This window comes from Streptomyces tricolor, from assembly GCF_002155905.1.
Lineage (GTDB): Bacteria > Actinomycetota > Actinomycetes > Streptomycetales > Streptomycetaceae > Streptomyces > Streptomyces tricolor.
Genome location: NZ_MUMF01000090.1, coordinates 1 through 18,686, shown reverse-complemented (window position 1 = coordinate 18,686; position 18,686 = coordinate 1). Strand labels below are relative to the sequence as shown.

Sequence of the window (18,686 nt, the reverse complement as noted above, 5' to 3'; positions counted from 1 at the left end):
CGGCGTGACCAGTACCGCCAGCACCGTCGAGCGGGCCTTCCGGGCCGCCCTCTACGACGACACCGACACCGGCCTCGACACGGGCGCCTCCCTGCTCGCCGCCGACCCGGCCGCCGACGCCGAACTCACCCGGCGCGGCGAGGACTTCGTGGCGACGGCCTGGCAGCGCGGCTGGCAGCCCGCCGACGTCGTACGGCTGGTGCGGCGGGAGCTGGACGAGGCGCACGTCCGCCTGGCCGCCGCGCTGATCCGCGCGCAGGCCGGGCGGGACCGTCCGCGCGGGCGCCGCTGGGCCGATCAGCTGGCGGCGCTGCCCGCCGGCCCCGAGCGCACCGCCGACCGCTTCTCGCACGCCACGGCCGTCCTGGAGCTGTACCGCCTGCTGCTGCGGCTGCCCGCCCTGGAGCCCCTGGAGGAGGAGTCCCGCCGCGCCCCCGGCCCGGCCGCCTCCCGCATGCTCACCCGCATCCGCGCGCTGCTCGCCAAGGCCGAGGCGACCGGCTATCCGGAGGAGGCCGAGGCGCTCACCGCCAAGGCGCAGGAGCTGATGGCCCGGCACAGCGTCGACGAGGCGCTGCTCGCCGCCGAGGCGCCCGCACCGGACGCGCCCGGTGCCTGCCGCATCGGGGTGGAGGCGCCGTACGAACAGGCCAAGGCGGTCCTGCTGGACGCGGTGGCCACGGCGAACCACTGCCGCGCGGTGTGGAACGAACCGCTCGGCTTCTCCACCGTCGTCGGCTTCGAGGCGGACCTGGAGGCGGTCGAACTGCTCTACACCTCCGTGCTGGTGCAGGCCACGCACGCGATGACCACGGCGGAGGCGGCCCAGAGGGCCGGCGGGAGAAAGCGGACCAAGACCTTCCGGCAGTCGTTCCTCGCCGCCTACGCGCACCGCGTGGGCGACCGGCTCAGGGCCGCCGCCGAGACCCAGGTGACCCAGGACCTGCTGCCGGTGCTGGCCACGCGCGCGACAGCCGTCACCGGCCGGCTGGAGCGGATGTTCCCGGAGACCACCACGACCCGGCTGCGCGGGGTGAGCGACGCGGCCGGCTGGACCGAGGGCGCACGCGCGGCGGACCGGGCGCAGATCAGGGCCCGGCCGCGGCTGGAATGAGGGCCGGGCCCGCGGCCGGCGCGGGGTCAGTCGCCGACCTGCTGGAAGGCGCTCACCGAGGCGTCCGGTCCGCTCCCGTCGGCCTTGCCGGCGATCGGACCGTACTTCCACGGGAAGCTCTTGGAGGTGTCCGTGCCGGGCAGGGTGATCTTCACGGTCTGCGCCGCCAGGGCGTTCTCGGCGCCGTCCGCGCCGCGCACGTAGCTGATGGAGAAGGACGCGGAGTCGCCCTTGGCCAGCTTCAGCTTCCGCGCCTTCGCCCCCTTGAGCGCGGGCACGGTGGCCTCCTTGCCGCCGCCGCTCAGCACGGCGCTCGGGAAGTGGTCCAGGGTGCAGGCGGCGCTCTGGTTGGTGATGCTCACCGGGATCTCGCCGGTGTCCCCGGCGGCCGGGGCCACACTCGCCGACCCGATCTGCACCGAGACCTCGCCGATCTCACAGGCGGAACCGCTCTTCCCGTCCCCGCCGCCGCCGTCGCAGGCGGTCAGCAGCAGGGCGGCGGCGAGAACGGGGACGGTGAGCGGAAGAGCGCGCATGAGCATTCCCATCGAGGTCGTGACGGTCTCCCCCGCATCATGGCCCCCGCGCCCGGGGCGCGCGCACGCGCCCCGCCCGATGCGCCGCTTCAGCGCCGCCGCCTTCGCCCCCAGGACCCCCACGAGCCCGCACCGGCCTCGGCCCCGCACCGGCCTGCGGCCCCGCACAACCCACAGACCTGCACGGGCCGCAGGCCCGCACAACCCGCAGGCCCGCACTGGCCCGCAGGCCCGCACAACCCACACACCTGCACGGGTCACAGACCCGCACGGCCACCGACTCGCACAACCCGCAGGCCCGCACAACCCGCAGGCCCGCACTGGCCCGCAGGGCCCGCACGACCCACACACCTGCACGGGTCACAGACCCGCACAACCCGCAGGTCCGAACCGGCCCACAGGCCTGCACTGGCCCGCAGGCCCGCACAACCCACAGGCCCGCACAACCCACAGACCTGCACTGGCCCGCAGGCCCGCACAACCCACAGACCTGCACGGGTCACAGACCCGCACGGCCACCGACCCGCACAACCCGCAGACCCGCACCGGCCCACAGGCCCACACCGGCCCGCAGACCCGCACAACCCACCGGCCCGCACCGGCCCACCGGCCCCCGCCGGTGCCCTCAGCGCGGCACCGGTGCCGTGGGCAGTCCCGACGGGAGCTTGCCGCCCTCCGCCTTGGTGTACGTCTCCTGGCCGGTCTCACCCGACCAGGTCACCTTCAGCGTCGTGGCGTCGACGGAGTCGACCGTCCCGGTGGTCCGCTCCTTGCCGCCGTCGGGACACGTCAGACGGATCGTCCGCAGGCCGCCCTCGGCCCCCGCGCTCCCGCTGCACATCGTCCCGCCGGTCGCGAAGATCCCGGCCCGCTTCCCGGTGATCACCAGGGCCACGATCTTGCCGTCCGCGGTGGTGATCCAGCTGCCCTGGAGGTCGGCGGAGGCGCCGGTCGCCCCCGGGGAGGCCGTGCCCGCCGACGCGGACGCGCCCGGCGAGGCCGAGACCGACGCCCCGTCCTTGCCCGCGGAACCACCGTCTCCGGAACCCTCGTCCCCGGAGCCGCCGCTGCACGCCGTCAGCGCCAGCGCGCCCGCCAGCCCCGCGGCCAAGGCCGCGCCCCGCACCCTCGCACTCGCAGTAGTCACCGGAAAGCTCCCTCCGCGGTAGCGGCCGGCCGTCCTCGCCGGACGGCCCGCAGCGCAAGCTACCAGCAGTTACCAGGAGGCCTTCCGGACTCCGGGCAGATATCCCTGGTGGGCCTGTTCGCGCAGGCCCACCCGGGACAGCCCGAAGGCGCGCAGATAGCCGCGCGGGCGGCCGTCGACCTGGTCGCGGTTGCGCACCCGGGTGGCGCTGGCGTCCCGGGGCTGCCGGCGCAGCTCCCGCTGTGCGGCGAGCCGTTCGGCCTCGGGCGTGGCGGGCCGGCGGATGATCTCCTTCAGCTCGGCGCGGCGCTCGGCGTACCGGGCGACGATCTCCTTGCGCCGCTCGTTCTTCGCGATCTTGCTCTTCTTCGCCATCAGACCCGCACCCCCCGGGCGCGGATGCGGGCGACGGCCGCCTCGACACCGATCGTGTCCACCGTCCTGACCGCCCTCGCGCTCAGTCGCAGCCGGACGTACCGGCCCTCGCTGGGCAGCCAGTAGCGCTTGCTCTGGATGTTCGGGTCGAAGCGGCGGGACGTGCGCCGGTGGGAGTGGGAGATGCGGTTGCCGAAGCCCGGCTGGGCTCCGGTGAGCATGCAGTGCGCGGACACGGTGACGTAGCTCTCCTCAACAGTTGACGCTAATGGAATTCATTTTCAGTAAGATAGCAGCATGGCACGCAACGAACTCCGCCCGGTGATCAAACTCCGGTCCACCGCCGGAACCGGCTACACCTACGTGACCCGCAAGAACCGCCGCAACGACCCGGACCGCATGACCCTGCGCAAGTACGACCCGGTCGCCGGCCGGCACGTCGACTTCCGAGAGGAGCGCTGAGCCCGCCGTGCGCGAGGGAATCCACCCCGAATACGGGCCGGTCGTCTTCCGCGACCGCGCCGCCAACCACGCCTTCCTCACCCGCTCGACGCTCGCCGGCCGGCCGACCGGCAAGACGATCGAGTGGGAGGACGGCCGGACCTACCCGGTCGTGGACGTCGAGATCTCCAACGTCAGCCACCCCTTCTACACCGGTACCGCGCGCGTGCTGGACACCGCCGGACGCGTCGAGCGCTTCGAGCGCCGGTACGGGAAGCGGGGCGGGGCGTGAGCCTGCCGGTGGCCGTCGTGGCGGGGCTGCACTCCGCGGCCCGCGCGGCGGCCGTCGACCGGCTGCTCGCCGACGTGCCCGGGAGCGTCGTACTCCACCACGACCTCGCGACGGCCGCCGCCGGCACGGTCGTGCGGACGGTCCGCGACCGCGGCGGCGTGCTGTCGACGGGGGAGACCCCCCTGGTCAACGACTGCGCCTGCTGCGCGCTGCGCGAGGACCTCGTGCCCGAGCTGCGCCGGCTCGCCGACGCCGGCGCGACCCGGCTGGCGATCGTCGAGCTGTGGGACTCGGTCGAGCCCAAGGCGATGGCCGAGGTGATCGCGTCCGGCGGACTGACCGTCACCTCCGTGATCACCGCCGTCGACCCGGCGCTGGTGCTGCCGTACCTCGGCAACGGCGACGATCTCGCCGAGGCCGGGCTCGCCGCGGCGGCCACGGACCAGCGCACGGTCGCCGACACCTTCGCCCGCCAGCTGGAGTACGCCCCCGTGCTCGCCGTCGCCGACTCCCCGGAGGCCGACGACGAGGACCGTGAGCTGCTCGCCCAGCTCCACCCGACGGCCCGCCGGGTCCCGATCGGCCACGGTGATCCGGCGGGCGCGCCCGCCCCGGAGACGCTCGCGCGGGCCGCCCTCGCCGGTTTCGACGTGGAGGCCGCGGCGGCGGCCCAGCACCCGGCCTGCGCGCTGCTGCCCCAGGAGGCCGACGACCACGGTGTCTCCACCTTGGTCTGGCACCGCCGCCGGCCCTTCCACCCCGAGCGGCTCTACGCGGCGCTGGAGGACCTGACCTGCGCCGCCGCGCGCAGCCGGGGCCGGTTCTGGCTCGCCGACAAGCCGGACACGCTGCTGCACTGGGACGCGGCCGGCGGCGCGCTGTGCGTGGAGGGCGCGGGGCCCTGGCTGGCCGCGCTGCCGGACGCGGCCTGGGAGATGGTCCCGCCGGTGCGCCGGGCCGCGGCGGCCCTGGACTGGCACCCCGAGCACGGCGACCGCTGCAACCACCTGGTCTTCACCTCGCCCGGCCTGGACCGCGAGGGACTCGCGCACCTGCTGGAGTCCTGCCTGCTCACCGACGCCGAGTACGCCGCCGGACGGGACTCCTGGAGGAAGCTCCCGCCCGCCTTCGACACCCTGCTGGAGGTCTGATGCCTCGCAAGAGCGACCGCAAGCCCGTACGGAACCGCCCCAACCCCCTGGACCAGGCGGGCGTGACCTACATCGACTACAAGGACACCGACCTGCTGCGGAAGTTCATCTCGGACCGCGGCAAGATCCGCAGCCGCCGGGTCACCCGGGTCACCGCCCAGCAGCAGCGGCTGCTGGCCCGCGCCGTGAAGAACGCGCGGGAGATGGCCCTGCTGCCGTACGCCGGCCGCTGACCCGCCGCGCACCTCCCCTCGGCCGCGCTCCCCGTCCCGAGCAGGCCCCGGCCGCGTCCCGCGCCCCGAGCGGGCCGCCCGCCCGGACCGCCTCCGCTCCGCGTCGGCCACCGGTACCGGATGGCCTGCGTCCGGCGGCTCGGCCTCCGCTTCCCGGTGTCGTAGAGAGGGAGGCGCCGGGCTACGACAGCGAGCGGACGCTGTCCCTCCGGCGGGCGGATGCCGATCCGGCCAACCCCTTCCGACCGCACCCGCACCGCGCCCCTGGAACACCAGGGGCGCGGTGCGCGTCTTTTCCTGTGCACGAGGGTCCGGAGCATGCCCTGCCGGCTCCGGGGCAGACGCTGGAGCGGCTTCGGTAAAGCGGGCGTCAAAACTGTAATCGCGGGACCACTCCTCGTGCACGTGCATCTGCTCATGCATCGGCACGTGAACAGAGTTATGATCCGGGTCAGTTGACCACAGCATCTATGGCCTCACCAGCCAGTGCACCACCGGGGAGCGACCTGTGGACCGCGACGTCGACGGCGTGTACGGGGGGTACGACGTGTACAACGGCATGGCTGCAACGCAGCTGAACGGAGTGGCCTGGCAGAAGAGCAGGTACAGCAACTCACAGGGCTCCTGCGTGGAGTTCGCGCGGCTGCCGGGCGGCGACGTCGCCGTACGCAACTCGCGCTTCCCGGACGGGCCGGCGCTCGTCTACACGCGCGCGGAGATCGAGGCGATGCTCCTCGGCATCAAGGACGGCGAGTTCGACCACCTGATCGCGAGCTGACACCGGCCTCCGTCCGGGCGTCGGCGCTGGCAACGATGTCGGCTCGCACAGGTATATGCACGTGAACGGTGGACGCGCGTAGACAACAGCGCGTCCACCGGTGCGTACCGGATCAGCCGGCGGTGTGCAGCCGGAACATCGCCCAGACCACCTTGCCCTCCAGAGCCCCCGCGAGCGGGTGCCAGCCCCAGCTGTCGGCGAACGAGTCGACCAGGAACAGCCCGCGGCCCGACTCGGCGGAGAAGTCGTCCGAGTCGCGCGGGACCGGGGACTCGTGACTCGGGTCGCGCACCGCGCACACCAGCCGCTCGCTCCAGCGCATCAGGTGCAGGCGCACCGGCGGCTGGTGCGCCTCGGCGCGGCAGGCGGTGGCCGGCACCGCGTGGCGCAGGGCGTTGGTGACGAGTTCCGAGACGACGAGGCAGATGTCGTCGAAACGCTCGCCGGCGTCCCACTGCTCCAGCGTCTTCCGGGTGAAGCGCCGGGCCTCGCCCACCGCCTCGTAGCGGGCGGGCAGGGCGCAGGAGGCGGCATCGGACGCGGCCGCGGGGTCCAGCGGCGGAAGGCCCTGCCGTAACGGCTTGAGCATGGTCGATCCATTCGTCCCCATGCGAGGCACTCCCGGGAATTCGCGGTCGTTGCGATGCAGCGGTGGCGCGGCACCATGGTTTCGGATGCGCAGAGCAGATGCAAGGGCAGATGCACGTGCACGCGACCGAAATGGCACTGCCCGTACCACTTCTTGGCCATTTTTTCTGCCATCTTCCCCAGGGGCCCGCCAGAGGTCCGGACCTCTCCTTCTCCGGGACCCCGCGAAAACGGCCGAGCCTTTCCGTTTCCGTAACCGGCCGAGTACTGCACGGAGCGTTTTAGTGGCAGACTTCGGCCCCTGAAGACGGTTGGGGAGGCTGGCGAACGTGAGCGCGGGAGAGCCCGGATCGGTGGTGCGGCGGATGCTGCTCGGCTCGCAACTCAGGCGACTGCGTGAAGCACGGGGCATCACGCGCGAGGCGGCGGGATACTCGATCCGCGCCTCCGAGTCGAAGATCAGCCGGATGGAGCTGGGCCGGGTGAGCTTCAAGACCAGGGACGTCGAAGACCTGCTGACCCTCTACGGCATCACCGACGAGGCCGAGCGCGAGTCGCTCCTCTCCCTCGCCCGGGAGGCCAACGTGGCGGGCTGGTGGCACAGCTACACCGACGTCCTGCCCAGCTGGTTCCCCACCTACGTGGGCCTGGAGGGCGCCGCCTCGCTGATCCGCGCCTACGAGGTGCAGTTCGTGCACGGCCTGCTGCAGACCGAGGAGTACGCCCGCGCGGTGGTCCTGCGCGGCATGAAGGGCGCGAGCGTCGCCGACGTCGAACGCCGGGTCGCCCTGCGCCTGGAGCGGCAGAAGTACCTGCTCGCCGACAACGCCCCCGAGTTCCACATCGTTCTGGACGAGGCCGCCCTGCGCCGCCCCTACGGCGACCGCGAGGTGATGCGCGGCCAGCTCCAGCACCTGATCGACATCTCTGAGCGGCCCAACGTACGCCTGCAGGTCATGCCGTTCAGCTTCGGTGGGCACTCCGGCGAGAGCGGCGCCTTCACCATTCTCAGCTTCCCCGAGTCCGACCTGTCCGACGTGGTCTACCTGGAGCAGCTGACCAGCGCCCTCTACCTGGACAAACGCGAGGACGTCGCCCAGTACGAGCAGGCCCTGAAGGAGCTCCAGCAGGACAGCCCCGGCCCGGACGAGAGCCGGGACCTGCTCCGCGGTCTGCTGCAACTCTCCTGACGCATCCCAACTCCCTTCTGTCGCAAGTACGATGACGTCCGATCAGACCTGGCGTAGATCTGGCGTCCGCTAGCGATTGAGGGATCACATGTCGTCCTGCTTCACCGACCTGGCCCAGCAGTACATCGACGGCGAATGGCGCCCGGGCACGGGCTCCTGGGACGTCATCGATTTCAACCCCTACGACGACGAGAAGCTGGCCTCGATCACGGTGGCCACGGTCGACGAGGTGGACCAGGCCTACCAGGCCGCCGCCCGCGCCCAGAAGAAGTGGGCCGAGACCAACCCCTACACCCGGCGAGCGGTCTTCGAGCGGGCCCTGCGGCTGATAGAGGACCGCGAGCAGGAGATAGCCGACCTGATCATCGCGGAGCTGGGCGGCACTCGCGTGAAGGCCGGCTTCGAGCTGCACCTCGCCAAGGAGTTCCTGCGCGAGTCGATCCACCTCGCGCTGCGCCCCGAGGGCAAGATCCTGCCCTCCCCGACGGAGGGCAAGGAGAACCGGGTCTACCGGGTCCCGGTGGGCGTGGTGGGCGTGATCAGCCCGTTCAACTTCCCCTTCCTGCTCTCGCTGAAGTCGGTCGCGCCCGCCCTCGCGCTCGGCAACGCCGTGGTGCTCAAGCCGCACCAGAACACCCCGATCGCCGGCGGCACCCTGCTCGCCAAGATCTTCGAGGAGGCCGGGCTGCCCGGCGGCCTGCTCAACGTCGTCGTCACCGACATCGCCGAGATCGGTGACGCGTTCCTCGAGCACCCCGTCCCGAAGGTCATCTCCTTCACCGGCTCCGACAAGGTCGGCCGGCACGTCGCCACCGTCTGCGCCAGGCACTTCAAGCGCTCGGTCCTCGAACTGGGCGGCAACAGCGCGCTGGTGGTGCTGGACGACGCCGACCTCGACTACGCGGTGGACGCGGCGGTCTTCAGCCGGTTCGTGCACCAGGGCCAGGTCTGCATGGCCGCCAACCGGGTCCTCGTGGACGCGTCCGTCGCCGACGAGTTCACCGAGAAGTTCGTCGCCAAGGTCAGGTCCCTCAAGGTCGGCGACCCGCGCGACCCGGAGACCGTCATCGGCCCGGTGATCAACTCCGCGCAGGCGAACGCGATCTCGGGCACCGTCGAGCAGGCGCTCGCCGAGGGCGCCACCGCCCTGGTGCGCGGCAGCACGACCAACAACCTGGTCGAGCCGACCGTGCTGACCGGCGTACCGGCCGACTCCGCGCTGCTGCGGCAGGAGGTCTTCGGCCCGGTGGTCTTCCTCGTCCCGTTCGACGGCGAGGAGGAGGCGGTCCGGATCGTCAACGACACCCCGTACGGCCTCAGCGGCGCCGTGCACACCGGTGACATCGAGCGGGGCGTGGCCTTCGCCAAGCGGATCGACACCGGCATGTTCCACGTGAACGACGGCACCGTCCACGACGAGCCGATCGTGCCCTTCGGCGGCGAGAAGCACTCCGGCCTCGGCCGCCTCAACGGCGAGACCACGCTGGAGGCGTTCACGACCGTGAAGTGGATCTCGGTGCAGCACGGCCGCAGCGGATTCCCCTTCTAGCCGCCCGCGGGCACCTTCCGCTACCGCGGTCCCTTTCCCGATCCCGGATCCCTCGGCGCGCCCGGGCCATTGAGGACACTTCCTGTCCTCAATGGCCCGTAGCTTCGTCGGTGTCGGGGCGCGACAGCCCCGGTGAACCACCGAACGAAAGGCAGCACGCCATGGTCACGCACGTTCCGGCTGAGGCGAGGGGCGACGAGCGCGGGGCATTGCTCGCGTTCATCGAGGAGCAGCGCGGCGGGATCCGCCGGGCGCTGCTCGGGCTGACCGAGGAGCAGGCCCGTACCCGGCCCAGCGTCAGCGCGCTGTCCCTGGGCGGCCTGCTCAAGCACGTCGCCGAGGTCGAGCAGATCTGGGTCGCGCGGGGCAAGCAGGAGCCGCCGGCGGTGGAGCGCGACGCGTCGAACTGGCACGAGACCTACGAGCTGGTCGGGGACGAGACGGTCGCCTCGCAGCTGGCCTACTGGGAGCAGGTGGCCGCCGAGACGGAGAAGTTCATCCGCTCCGCGCCCAGCCTCGACGACACCTTCCCGCTGCCGCCCGACCCCTGGTTCCCGCCGGAGGGCCGGGTCTCGCTGCGCTGGCTGTGCCTGCACCTGATCCGCGAGACGGCCCGGCACGCCGGCCACGCCGACATCATCCGCGAGTCCCTGGACGGGAAGACCGCGTACGAGCTGGTGGCCCTGGAGCAGGGGGGATAGCCGTACGGCAATAACCTGGAGCGCATGTCAGCGATCCGTCTCCTCGTGCTGGGCGCGGTCCGCCAGCACGGGCGGGCCCACGGCTACCAGGTCCGCGGCGACCTGGAGTACTGGGGCGCGCACGAGTGGTCCAACGCCAAGCCGGGCTCGATCTACCACGCCCTGAAGCAGATGGCCAAGCAGGGGCTGCTGCACGCGCACGAGATCGCGCCGTCCACGGCGGGTGGTCCGCCGCGCACCGAGTACGAACTCACCGACCGGGGCACCGAGGAGTACTTCGCCCTGCTGCGGGAGGCGCTGGTCACCTACGACCAGCGGGGCGACGTGAAGACGGCGGCCATCGGCTTCATGGTGGACCTGCCGCGGGCCGAGGCGGTGGCCCTGCTGAAGGAGCGGACCCGGAGGATCGGGGCGTGGCGGTCCTCGGTGACCGAGCACTACGTCCCCGAGGACGGCCCCGAACAGCTGGGCCACATCGGCGAGATCATGAACATGTGGGTCCACACGGCCGACTCCGAGGCCGAGTGGACCCGGGGCCTCGTCGAACGCATCGAGAAGGGCGCCTACACCTTCGCCGGCGAGGGCGAACCGTTCGCCGGCCTGCTCGCCGACGACGCGGAGAACCCGTACGCCCCCGGCTAGCGCCTGTCGTCGGATCACGCCGGCGTCGCGGGCCCTAGTGGTGGAACCCGGTCGCCGCGCCCTTGTCGCGGGTCAGCGGGTGCGGCTGCCGGCGCAGCTCCGGCAGCAGGCGGGTCAGGTCGTCCAGGAACAGGTCGGCCAGGTCGTGCGAGAAGCCGTTGCGGCACACGATCCGCAGCACCGACAGGTCCTCGCGGTGGGCCGGGAAGGTGTACGCGGGCACCAGCCAGCCGCCCTCGCGCAGCCGCCGGGAGACGTCGAAGACGTCGTACGACGTGATGCCGTCGGCCGTGGTCAGCGCGAACACGGGCAGCTGGTCCCCGCGCGTGAGCAGCCGGAAGTCGCCGAGCGCCGCGATCCGGCCGGCGAGCGAGCAGGCCACGTCCCGCGTCGTCCGCTGCACCGCCCGGTAGCCCTCCCGGCCGAGCCGCAGGAACGTGTAGTACTGCGCCACCACCTGGGCGCCGGGCCGGGAGAAGTTCAGCGCGAAGGTCGGCATCTCGCCGCCCAGGTAGTTCACCCGGAAGACCAGCTCCTCGGGCAGCGCCTCCCGGTCCCGCCACAGCGCCCAGCCGACGCCCGGGTAGACCAGCCCGTACTTGTGGCCCGAGCAGTTGATCGAGGCCACGCGGGGCAGGCGGAAGTCCCACACCAGGTCCTCGTCCAGGAAGGGCGCCACCATCCCGCCGGACGCCCCGTCGACGTGCACCGGGATGTCGAGCCCGGTGCGCTCCTGGAGGGCGTCCAGGGCCGCGCACAGCTCGGCGACCGGCTCGTAGGAGCCGTCGAAGGTCGAGCCGAGGATGCCGACGACCCCGATGGTGTTCTCGTCGCACAGCTCGGCGGCGGCCTGCGGGTCCAGGTGGAAGCGGTCGCCCTCCATGGGGACCTGCCGGGCCTCCACCTCCCAGAAGGCGCAGAACTTCTCCCAGCAGACCTGGACGTTGATCCCCATCACCAGATTGGGCCGCGCGCCCGGGTACCGGTCCGCGTTCCGCCTGGCCCAGCGCCGCTTGAGCGCCATCCCGGCGAGCATGCACGCCTCGCTGGAGCCGGTCGTCGAGCAGCCCACCGCGGCCGACGGGTCCGGCGCGTTCCACAGGTCGGCCAGCATCGCCACGCAGCGCCGCTCCAGCTCGGCGGTGCGCGGGTACTCGTCCTTGTCGATCATGTTCTTGTCCCGGCACTCCGCCATCAGCACCCCGGCCTGCGGCTCCATCCAGGTGGTGACGAAGGTGGCCAGGTTCAGCCGGGAGTTGCCGTCCAGCATCAGCTCGTCGTGCACCAGCTGGTAGGCGGTGGCCGGGGGCAGCGGGGCGTCCGGGAGCCGGTGCGTGGGCGGCGCCTCGGCCATGCCGCCGACCGGGTCGGCCGCCCCGAAGAAGGGGTTGACCGACACCGTCCGCGCCTCGTGCCGCTCGGGACCTCGGTGCAGGGCCATGGGGATGTGCCTCCAGGGGGATGGGGGGTCAGCGGACGGGGGTGCCGTCCTCGCGCAGCTGCATCTGCGGCCGGCCCGTCACCAGCAGCCAGGCCGGCAGCGAGGCGACGCACAGCAGGGCGAGGACGGCGGGCGAGACGACCAGGACGGCGGCGGTGAACAGGCTCACCCAGCCCTGCCGCGTGATCGCCAGGAGCATGCCGAGGACGCCCGCGGCCACGCCCACGGCCGGGTGCACGGCCGGCACGAGCGCGTGGGCGGCGAGGCCGAGGGCGGTGCCGACGAAGACCGCGGGGAAGATCCGGCCGCCCCGGAAGCCGCAGGACGCGGCGACGAGCAGCGCCGCCAGCTTCACCACCGCCAGCGTCGCGAACCCGCCCGCCGACCGGCCCTCCGGAGCGCGGGCCAGCTGCCCCATCTCGGACAGCCCCTTGAACAGCGTCAGCTCGCCGCCCGCGGCCGCCAGGGCGCCCAGCAGGAGCCCGCCCGCCGGGAGCATCAGCATCGGGTGCCGCAGCCGCCGCAGCGCCCCGTGGACGTACGGGAAGGCGTACACGGCGCCCATGCCGAGCGCGGCGGCCGCCGGGGCGATCACGAGCGCGGCCAGGACGTCCCTCGCGTGCGGGTGGCCCATCGGCGGCAGGCCCAGGTCGAAGGTGGGGTGGGCCACCAGGGTGGTCGTCATCGCCCCGCACGCCCCGGCGGTCAGCGGGGCGAACAGGTTGTCCCACAGCCGGCCCCGCATGGGCCGCCCCGCGAGCGCCTCGGAGATGACCAGCGCCGCCGCCACCGGCGTGCCGAACAGCGCGCCGATCGTCGCCGCCTCCGCCAGCACCGGCCACAGCGCGCCCGGCGTCCGGGGCAGGAACCGCCCGCCGAGCCAGGCCGCGAGGCCCACGTTCACGGCGATGATCGGGTTCTCCGGACCGAGGCTCGGACCGCCGGCCAGCATCAGGCCGGTGGCGAGCAGCAGACCCGGCAGCACGGCGGGCGGCAGCACCGGGGCGTTCAGGCCGAGGGTGGCCGGGTCCGGCCCGGCGTGGCCGGGGACCTTCCACACCACCAGGCCGACGGCGATCCCGGTGGCCGTGAGCATGACGCACATCCACAGCACGGAGAAGCGGCCCACCCCGAGCGCGTCCGGCAGCGGCCCCCACAGCACCCCCTGGAGCCGCTCCGCCGCCGCGCTCACCCCGACGAAGACCAGGCTCGCGGCCACGCCCACGACGACGGCGGGCAGGATGAACGGCAGCAGAGCCCGTGCCGGGGCGGTCGGAGCGCTCGGGGGCTCCTGCGTCGTCTCCTGGGCCACGGGCTCACCATAAACGGACTTAAACGAGCAAAACGCATGCAACATCCCGGGGAAATACGGCTTGCACCTCACGTGACGTGAGGCCTCAGCGTGGAGGCGTACCGACGACAAGGAGCGGAAAGTGAGCTACTCCGTGGGACAGGTCGCGGGGTTCGCCGGCGTCACGGTGCGCACCCTGCACCACTACGACGAGATCGGCCTGCTCGTCCCCAGCGAGCGGACGTACGCCGGCCACCGGCGCTACAGCGACGCCGACCTCGACCGGCTCCAGCAGATCCTGTTCTACCGGGAGCTGGGCTTCCCGCTCGACGAGGTCGCGGCCCTGCTCGACGACCCGGACGCGGACCCGCGCAGCCACCTGCGCCGGCAGCACGAACTGCTGACCGCCCGGATCGAGAAGCTGCAGAAGATGGCCGCGGCCGTGGAGCACGCCTTGGAGGCACGCACGATGGGCATCAACCTCACGCCGGAGGAGCGGTTCGAGGTCTTCGGGGACCACGACCCCGAGCAGTACGCCGAGGAGACGCGGGAGCGCTGGGGCGGCACGGAGGCCTACGCCGAGTCGCAGCGCCGCGCCGCCCGCTACACGAAGGAGGACTGGCAGCGCATCCAGGCCGAGACCGACGCCTGGAACGAGCGGTACGCGGCCCTGGTGGCCGCCGGTGAGCCGCCGTCCGGCGGGGCGGCCATGGACCTGGCCGAGGAGCACCGGCAGCACATCAGCCGGTGGTACTTCGAGGTGCCGTACGAGATGCACCGGTGCTTCGGGGAGATGTACGTCTCCGACGAGCGCTTCAAGGCGTACTACGACGCCATGGGAGCCGGTGTCGCCGAGCACCTGCGCGACGCGATCCTCGCCAACGCCGACCGGCACGCCTCCTAGCAGCCAGGCCCGGGAGCCCGCTCCCGGGCCTGGCCCCATGAGTCACAGCTTTCTCCCGGTCCCCTCACAGTGCATCCTGGAACCGCCGGTGGAACCTGGGGCGGTCACCTCACGTTGATAGCTTTGTGCGGCCGTACATGGACGCCGTGCCGCCCAAAGCCGCCTTCACCCCTCAGGAGCCCGGACCCGTGATGACACTCGCCCTCGGCCCGAGCTGGCTCGATCCCAATTACCTGCTCGACACGTACAGCATCTGGGGTCTGCTGCTCATCGTCTTCGCCGAGTCCGGCCTGCTCATCGGCTTCTTCCTGCCGGGTGACTCGCTGCTGTTCACCTGTGGTCTGCTGATCACGTCGGGCGAGCTGGACTTCCCGCTGTGGGCGGCGATCGTCCTGATCTGCGTCGCCGCGATCCTCGGCGACCAGGCGGGCTACATGTTCGGCAAGAAGGTCGGCCCGTCGCTGTTCAACCGGCCGGACTCGCGCCTGTTCAAGCAGGAGAACGTCACCAAGGCGCACGAGTTCTTCGAGAAGTACGGCCCCAAGTCCCTGGTCCTGGCCCGCTTCGTGCCGATCGTGCGTACGTTCACGCCGATCATCGCGGGCGTCAGCGGCATGCGGTACCGCTCGTTCCTGATCTTCAACGTGCTCGGCGGCATCCTGTGGGGCGCGGGTGTCACCCTGCTCGGCTCCTGGCTGGGCAACATCACGTTCGTCAAGGCGAACATCGAGGCGATCCTCATCCTGATCGTCCTCGTCTCCGTGATCCCGATCGTGATCGAGTACCTCCGCGCGCGGAGCAAGAACAAGAAGCAGCCCCGCGAGACCCAGCCGCAGCCGGCCCAGCAGCCCGTCCACCCGCAGCCCCGGTTCCAGCAGCCCCCGGTCATGGACGACGCCACGACCCGCCTGCGCCGCATCGAGCCGGAGCAGCCGTACGCCCCGCAGTACGACCAGCAGCCCTACCAGCAGGACCAGCAGCACTGGAACCAGGGCGGCTACGACAACCAGTACTACGACCAGCAGCAGTACCCGCAGCAGCAGCATCCCCAGCACCAGTACCCGCAGCAGCATCCCCAGCAGCAGTACCCGTACGACTACGACCAGGGCGACTACCGCGCCCCGTGAGGGTGGCGGGGGACTGCGCGAGGAACCCGCACGCACCCGCAGCCGCCGACGATCAGGGCGTCCCGAGCCGGACGGCGCTCAGAACCCCCTGGTCCTCTTGGCGGCCCGCCGCTTCCCGGCGGAGCCGACCCGCAGGAACAACCGGGAGATCTCCGACCCCAGGTTGACCCCGATCGCGATGGCCATCGCCAGCGACGCGGCCTTGGCCAGCGACACCAGCCCCTTGTCCACGTCGTTCTGCGCCATGGACAGCAGACCGAAGTACGTCGCGGAACCGGGCAGCAGCGGCCCGATCGCCGCCGTCGTGTACGGCAGCGCGGAGGCGAACCGGTACCGGGACAGCAGCTGACCGAACAGCCCCACCAGGCCCGCGGCCACGGCCGTGGAGGCCACCGGCGAGATGTCGCCGACGTAGTGCATCGCGCCGTACACCGACCAGGCGACACCCCCGTTGAGGGTCACCCAGAGCACGGTGGATCGTTCCTGCTGGAGCAGGACCGCGAAGGTCAGCGACAGCAGCATCGAGGCCGCGATCTGGATCAGCGGCCGTTCGGAGATCATCGGCGCCGCGTCCGGGTTGAGCTTGCCGCCGATCTTCACGCCGAAATACAGGACGATCAGCACCCCGACGACGATCCCGACGAAGAAGTACATGACCTCCAGCAGGCGCGCGGAGGCGGTGATGTAGAAGCCGGTCAGCCCGTCCTGCACCCCCGCCACCAGCGCCCGCCCGGGCAGCAGCGCGAACAGCCCACCGGTGATCACCGCGGACCCGTTCACGTCCACGTGCGCCAGCGTCAGCGCCACCCCGATCGCCGCGGGCGGCATCGCGGCCACCGTGAACTGGTAGAACTCCGGCAGCCCGCGCCCCGCGCACAGCCATGCCAGCCGGTCGCCGAGCATCGCGCCCACCGCCGCCGCCACGAACACGATCAGGTCACCGCCGACCAGCACGGAGGCCGCACCCGCGAGCAGCCCGCTCGCCAGGGTCAGCGCCCAGCCGGGGTACGGGTGCCGGTTGCGGCGGATCTCCGCCAGCCGCCGGTAGGCCTCCTCCAGCGAGACGTGGGTCTCCGGGTCGGTCAGGTCGTCCACGAGCCGGAAGACGGCCGCCAGCCGGGTGTAGTCGGTGCCCCGCCGCCGTACCGTCCGGGACGCCGTCACCGGGTCCTCCACCAGGGACGGCTGGTGCGAGATCGACAGCAGCGTGAAGGTGACGTTCGGCTCGCACCGGTCCAGGCCGTAGGACCGGCACACCGCGAACATCGCGGCCTCCACGTCCTCCGCGCCCTCGCCGCCGGCCAGCAGCAGCTCCCCGATACGCAGCGTCAGGTCCAGCACGCGCGGGACGGCCGGACCGCCCTCCTCCTCGCGCTGCACCACCTCCGGCGCCGGCCGCTCGGTCACCGGCATGCGCAGCATCGTGCGCATCCGGTCCTGCCAGGGCGCGTCCTTGACCAGGCTGACCAGCGGCACTCCGGTGGCCGGCGTGAACGCGGCCGGGGCGTTCTGGGCGCTGTAGGTGCTCGGCGTGCTGAACGCCGAACCCTCCGGCTCGGCGCTCGGCGGCTGCGGCGTCTGAAGCCCCTCCGGCACCGCGAACTCGGAGGTCGTCTCCGACTCACCGCCCTTGGGCACCTCCAGGCCCTCGGGAACGGCGAACTCGGATGTGATCTCCGGGTCGTACCGCGCCTCGTCCGACCGGGGCTTGCGGTCGTCCGCCTCCGTCACCTCGCACCGCTCCCTGAACGACACCTTCCGTAGGCCTCAGTATGCGCATGGGTACGCAAACGGGCCGCGCCACCCCACGCAGGGTGCCGCGGCCCGCGAAAGGCAAACCGGCCGGTCAGTGGCCGCCCTGCTCCTTGAAGCGCTTGTACGACCGCTCGATCTCCGCCTCGGCGTCCGTCCGGCCCACCCAGTTGGCGCCCTCGACCGACTTGCCGGGCTCCAGGTCCTTGTACACCTCGAAGAAGTGCTGGATCTCCAGGCGGTCGAACTCCGACACGTGGTGGATGTCGCGCAGGTGCTCCACACGCGGGTCCGTGGCCGGCACGCACAGCAGCTTGTCGTCGCCGCCCGCCTCGTCCGTCATGCGGAACATGCCGATCGCGCGGCAGCGGATGAGGCAGCCCGGGAAGGTCGGCTCGTCCAGGATGACCAGCGCGTCCAGCGGGTCGCCGTCCTCGCCGAGGGTGTTCTCGACGAAGCCGTAGTCGGTCGGGTAGGCGGTCGAGGTGAAGAGACGACGGTCCAGGCGGATCCGACCGGTCTCGTGGTCCACCTCGTACTTGTTCCGCGAACCCTTCGGGATCTCGATCGTGACGTCGAACTCCACCGGTGGCTCCTCCATGATCAGCACATAGTTCTGGTGGTTAAGTGTCCCTCACGCAGGTGTGTGATCGCGAAAGGGGCTGGTGGTCGTGCCCAAGCTGAGGCCTTGGCGAGCCGCGAGACCGCAGGTGGTGCGGATCGCGAACGCCGTACGACCGCGTCTGGCGGGCGCCGTGACGGCCGCCGGGCCGCGCCTCGCCCGGCTGACGAGAGCCGTGCGGGTCCGGCCCGTGCACCTTCCCCGCCTCTCCCGTCCGCGGACCGTCAGGACCTGGCAGTACACCGCGGGCGCCGCCACCGCCGGCCTGGCGCTGGCCGTCGGCGTGGTGACCGCGGCCGGTCCCTGGGACGCCAACGGTCAGCGTACGGCCGAGCGGGACCGGGCCGCCGCCCTGGAGCGATCAGGTGGCGCAGATCACGGCCGCTCCGGCACGGCCGCCGCGCCCCGGCCCGCGCCCAGCGCCGGGCCCGTACTGACCGGCCTGGGCGGCGTGACGAGCGCCGTCGGCACCAAGAAGTCCGCCCCGGACCCGACGGCCCTCTCCGACGTCCTCAAGCCCCTCCTGGACGCCCCCGCGCTCGGCGACACCCGCGCCGCGGCCGTCGTCGACGTCGCGACCGGCGAGCAGCTGTACGGCGCCGACGCCGGCCGGGCCCTCACCCCCGCCTCCACCACCAAGATCGCCACCGCCGTCGCCGCCCTGTCCGCCCTCGGCCCCGACCACCGCCTCACCACCCGCACCGCCCTCGAACCCGACACCCGGGAACTCGTCCTGGTCGGCGGCGGCGACCCCACCCTCACCGCGCACGCCCGGACCGGCGGCTGGGCCGGGCTGCGGGCGCTGGCCGCGG

22 protein-coding genes are annotated in these 18,686 nt (G+C 72.3%); 13 read left to right on the top strand and 9 right to left on the bottom strand.

The genetic code is table 11. From position 1 onward, the window contains the following. Positions 1–4: 4 nt before the first annotated feature. On the top strand, positions 5–1,114 hold the full coding sequence (locus CCN44_RS07745) for a DUF2786 domain-containing protein (protein WP_208639728.1): 1,110 nt from the start codon (positions 5–7) through the stop codon (positions 1,112–1,114). Between the two features lie 26 nt (positions 1,115–1,140). On the opposite strand, the gene CCN44_RS07740 is transcribed toward CCN44_RS07745, so the two are convergent. The 4 genes from CCN44_RS07740 to rpmB form a co-directional block, all read right to left on the bottom strand. Beyond that, positions 1,141–1,650 (bottom strand): DUF4232 domain-containing protein, encoded by a 510-nt coding sequence (locus tag CCN44_RS07740; protein ID WP_059255150.1) that lies wholly within the window; start codon positions 1,648–1,650, stop codon positions 1,141–1,143. Between the two features lie 625 nt (positions 1,651–2,275). After that, complete coding sequence (locus tag CCN44_RS07735; protein ID WP_237481099.1) at positions 2,276–2,797, bottom strand: hypothetical protein; 522 nt, start codon at positions 2,795–2,797, stop codon at positions 2,276–2,278. Between the two features lie 69 nt (positions 2,798–2,866). Further along, a complete protein-coding gene (gene rpsN / locus CCN44_RS07730) occupies positions 2,867–3,172 on the bottom strand; it encodes a 30S ribosomal protein S14 (protein ID WP_059251533.1) in 306 nt (101 codons plus the stop codon). Then, entirely contained in the window at positions 3,172–3,408 is a 237-nt protein-coding gene (gene rpmB, locus CCN44_RS07725) for a 50S ribosomal protein L28 (RefSeq protein WP_059251535.1), read from the bottom strand. Before rpmB ends, rpsN begins: the two co-directional genes overlap by 1 nt. A 61-nt stretch (positions 3,409–3,469) precedes the next feature. On the opposite strand from rpmB, the gene rpmG reads away from it, so the two are divergent. The 5 genes from rpmG (at position 3,470) to CCN44_RS07700 (ending at position 6,067) form a co-directional block, all read left to right on the top strand. Beyond that, positions 3,470–3,634 carry a 50S ribosomal protein L33 gene (gene rpmG / locus CCN44_RS07720; protein WP_030573688.1) on the top strand — a complete coding sequence of 55 codons (165 nt, stop codon included), beginning with the start codon at positions 3,470–3,472 and terminating at the stop codon, positions 3,632–3,634. A 7-nt stretch (positions 3,635–3,641) separates the two neighbouring features. Next, the gene (locus tag CCN44_RS07715; RefSeq protein WP_059251538.1) at positions 3,642–3,905 is read left to right on the top strand and encodes a type B 50S ribosomal protein L31; all 264 of its coding nucleotides are present in this window, start codon (positions 3,642–3,644) and stop codon (positions 3,903–3,905) included. Then, a complete protein-coding gene (locus tag CCN44_RS07710; protein ID WP_059251540.1) occupies positions 3,902–5,056 on the top strand; it encodes a CobW family GTP-binding protein in 1,155 nt (384 codons plus the stop codon). Before CCN44_RS07715 ends, CCN44_RS07710 begins: the two co-directional genes overlap by 4 nt. Next, positions 5,056–5,289, top strand: coding sequence for a 30S ribosomal protein S18 (gene rpsR / locus CCN44_RS07705; RefSeq protein ID WP_059251542.1), 234 nt, complete (start codon positions 5,056–5,058; stop codon positions 5,287–5,289). The genes CCN44_RS07710 and rpsR overlap by 1 nt, the downstream gene beginning before the upstream one ends. A 508-nt stretch (positions 5,290–5,797) precedes the next feature. Further along, complete coding sequence (locus tag CCN44_RS07700; RefSeq protein ID WP_189397104.1) at positions 5,798–6,067, top strand: DUF397 domain-containing protein; 270 nt, start codon at positions 5,798–5,800, stop codon at positions 6,065–6,067. A gap of 112 nt (positions 6,068–6,179) precedes the next feature. Here the strand turns inward: CCN44_RS07700 and CCN44_RS07695 are convergent, their stop codons facing one another. Then, entirely contained in the window at positions 6,180–6,656 is a 477-nt protein-coding gene (locus tag CCN44_RS07695; RefSeq protein ID WP_086697198.1) for an ATP-binding protein, read from the bottom strand. A gap of 364 nt (positions 6,657–7,020) precedes the next feature. Here CCN44_RS07695 and CCN44_RS07685 point away from each other — a divergent pair, with 364 nt between their 5' ends. From CCN44_RS07685 to CCN44_RS07670, 4 genes are all read left to right on the top strand, one after another. Beyond that, the gene (locus CCN44_RS07685; protein WP_059255152.1) at positions 7,021–7,845 is read left to right on the top strand and encodes a helix-turn-helix domain-containing protein; all 825 of its coding nucleotides are present in this window, start codon (positions 7,021–7,023) and stop codon (positions 7,843–7,845) included. A gap of 88 nt (positions 7,846–7,933) precedes the next feature. Next, positions 7,934–9,394, top strand: coding sequence for an aldehyde dehydrogenase family protein (locus CCN44_RS07680; RefSeq protein WP_086697197.1), 1,461 nt, complete (start codon positions 7,934–7,936; stop codon positions 9,392–9,394). Between the two features lie 161 nt (positions 9,395–9,555). Further along, complete coding sequence (locus CCN44_RS07675) at positions 9,556–10,095, top strand: DinB family protein (RefSeq protein WP_059251548.1); 540 nt, start codon at positions 9,556–9,558, stop codon at positions 10,093–10,095. A gap of 24 nt (positions 10,096–10,119) precedes the next feature. After that, on the top strand, positions 10,120–10,737 hold the full coding sequence (locus tag CCN44_RS07670; protein WP_059251550.1) for a PadR family transcriptional regulator: 618 nt from the start codon (positions 10,120–10,122) through the stop codon (positions 10,735–10,737). Between the two features lie 34 nt (positions 10,738–10,771). On the opposite strand, the gene CCN44_RS07665 is transcribed toward CCN44_RS07670, so the two are convergent. Next, positions 10,772–12,178, bottom strand: coding sequence for a glutamate decarboxylase (locus tag CCN44_RS07665; RefSeq protein WP_059251553.1), 1,407 nt, complete (start codon positions 12,176–12,178; stop codon positions 10,772–10,774). A gap of 28 nt (positions 12,179–12,206) precedes the next feature. Beyond that, positions 12,207–13,490: an ion channel protein gene (locus CCN44_RS07660; RefSeq protein ID WP_059251555.1), complete on the bottom strand. Its 1,284-nt coding sequence runs from the start codon at positions 13,488–13,490 to the stop codon at positions 12,207–12,209. A gap of 121 nt (positions 13,491–13,611) precedes the next feature. On the opposite strand from CCN44_RS07660, the gene CCN44_RS07655 reads away from it, so the two are divergent. Both CCN44_RS07655 and CCN44_RS07650 read left to right on the top strand, forming a co-directional pair. Continuing rightward, positions 13,612–14,373: a MerR family transcriptional regulator gene (locus tag CCN44_RS07655; protein WP_059251557.1), complete on the top strand. Its 762-nt coding sequence runs from the start codon at positions 13,612–13,614 to the stop codon at positions 14,371–14,373. A 191-nt stretch (positions 14,374–14,564) separates the two neighbouring features. Then, positions 14,565–15,500 carry a DedA family protein gene (locus tag CCN44_RS07650; protein WP_272935055.1) on the top strand — a complete coding sequence of 312 codons (936 nt, stop codon included), beginning with the start codon at positions 14,565–14,567 and terminating at the stop codon, positions 15,498–15,500. A gap of 78 nt (positions 15,501–15,578) precedes the next feature. Here the strand turns inward: CCN44_RS07650 and CCN44_RS07645 are convergent, their stop codons facing one another. Further along, on the bottom strand, positions 15,579–17,231 hold the full coding sequence (locus tag CCN44_RS07645) for a threonine/serine exporter family protein (protein WP_059251561.1): 1,653 nt from the start codon (positions 17,229–17,231) through the stop codon (positions 15,579–15,581). A 115-nt stretch (positions 17,232–17,346) separates the two neighbouring features. Beyond that, complete coding sequence (locus CCN44_RS07640) at positions 17,347–17,838, bottom strand: inorganic diphosphatase (RefSeq protein ID WP_029381130.1); 492 nt, start codon at positions 17,836–17,838, stop codon at positions 17,347–17,349. A 124-nt stretch (positions 17,839–17,962) separates the two neighbouring features. On the opposite strand from CCN44_RS07640, the gene CCN44_RS07635 reads away from it, so the two are divergent. Beyond that, positions 17,963–18,686: D-alanyl-D-alanine carboxypeptidase (locus CCN44_RS07635; protein ID WP_208639729.1), on the top strand; the 724-nt coding region annotated here is incomplete at its 3' end.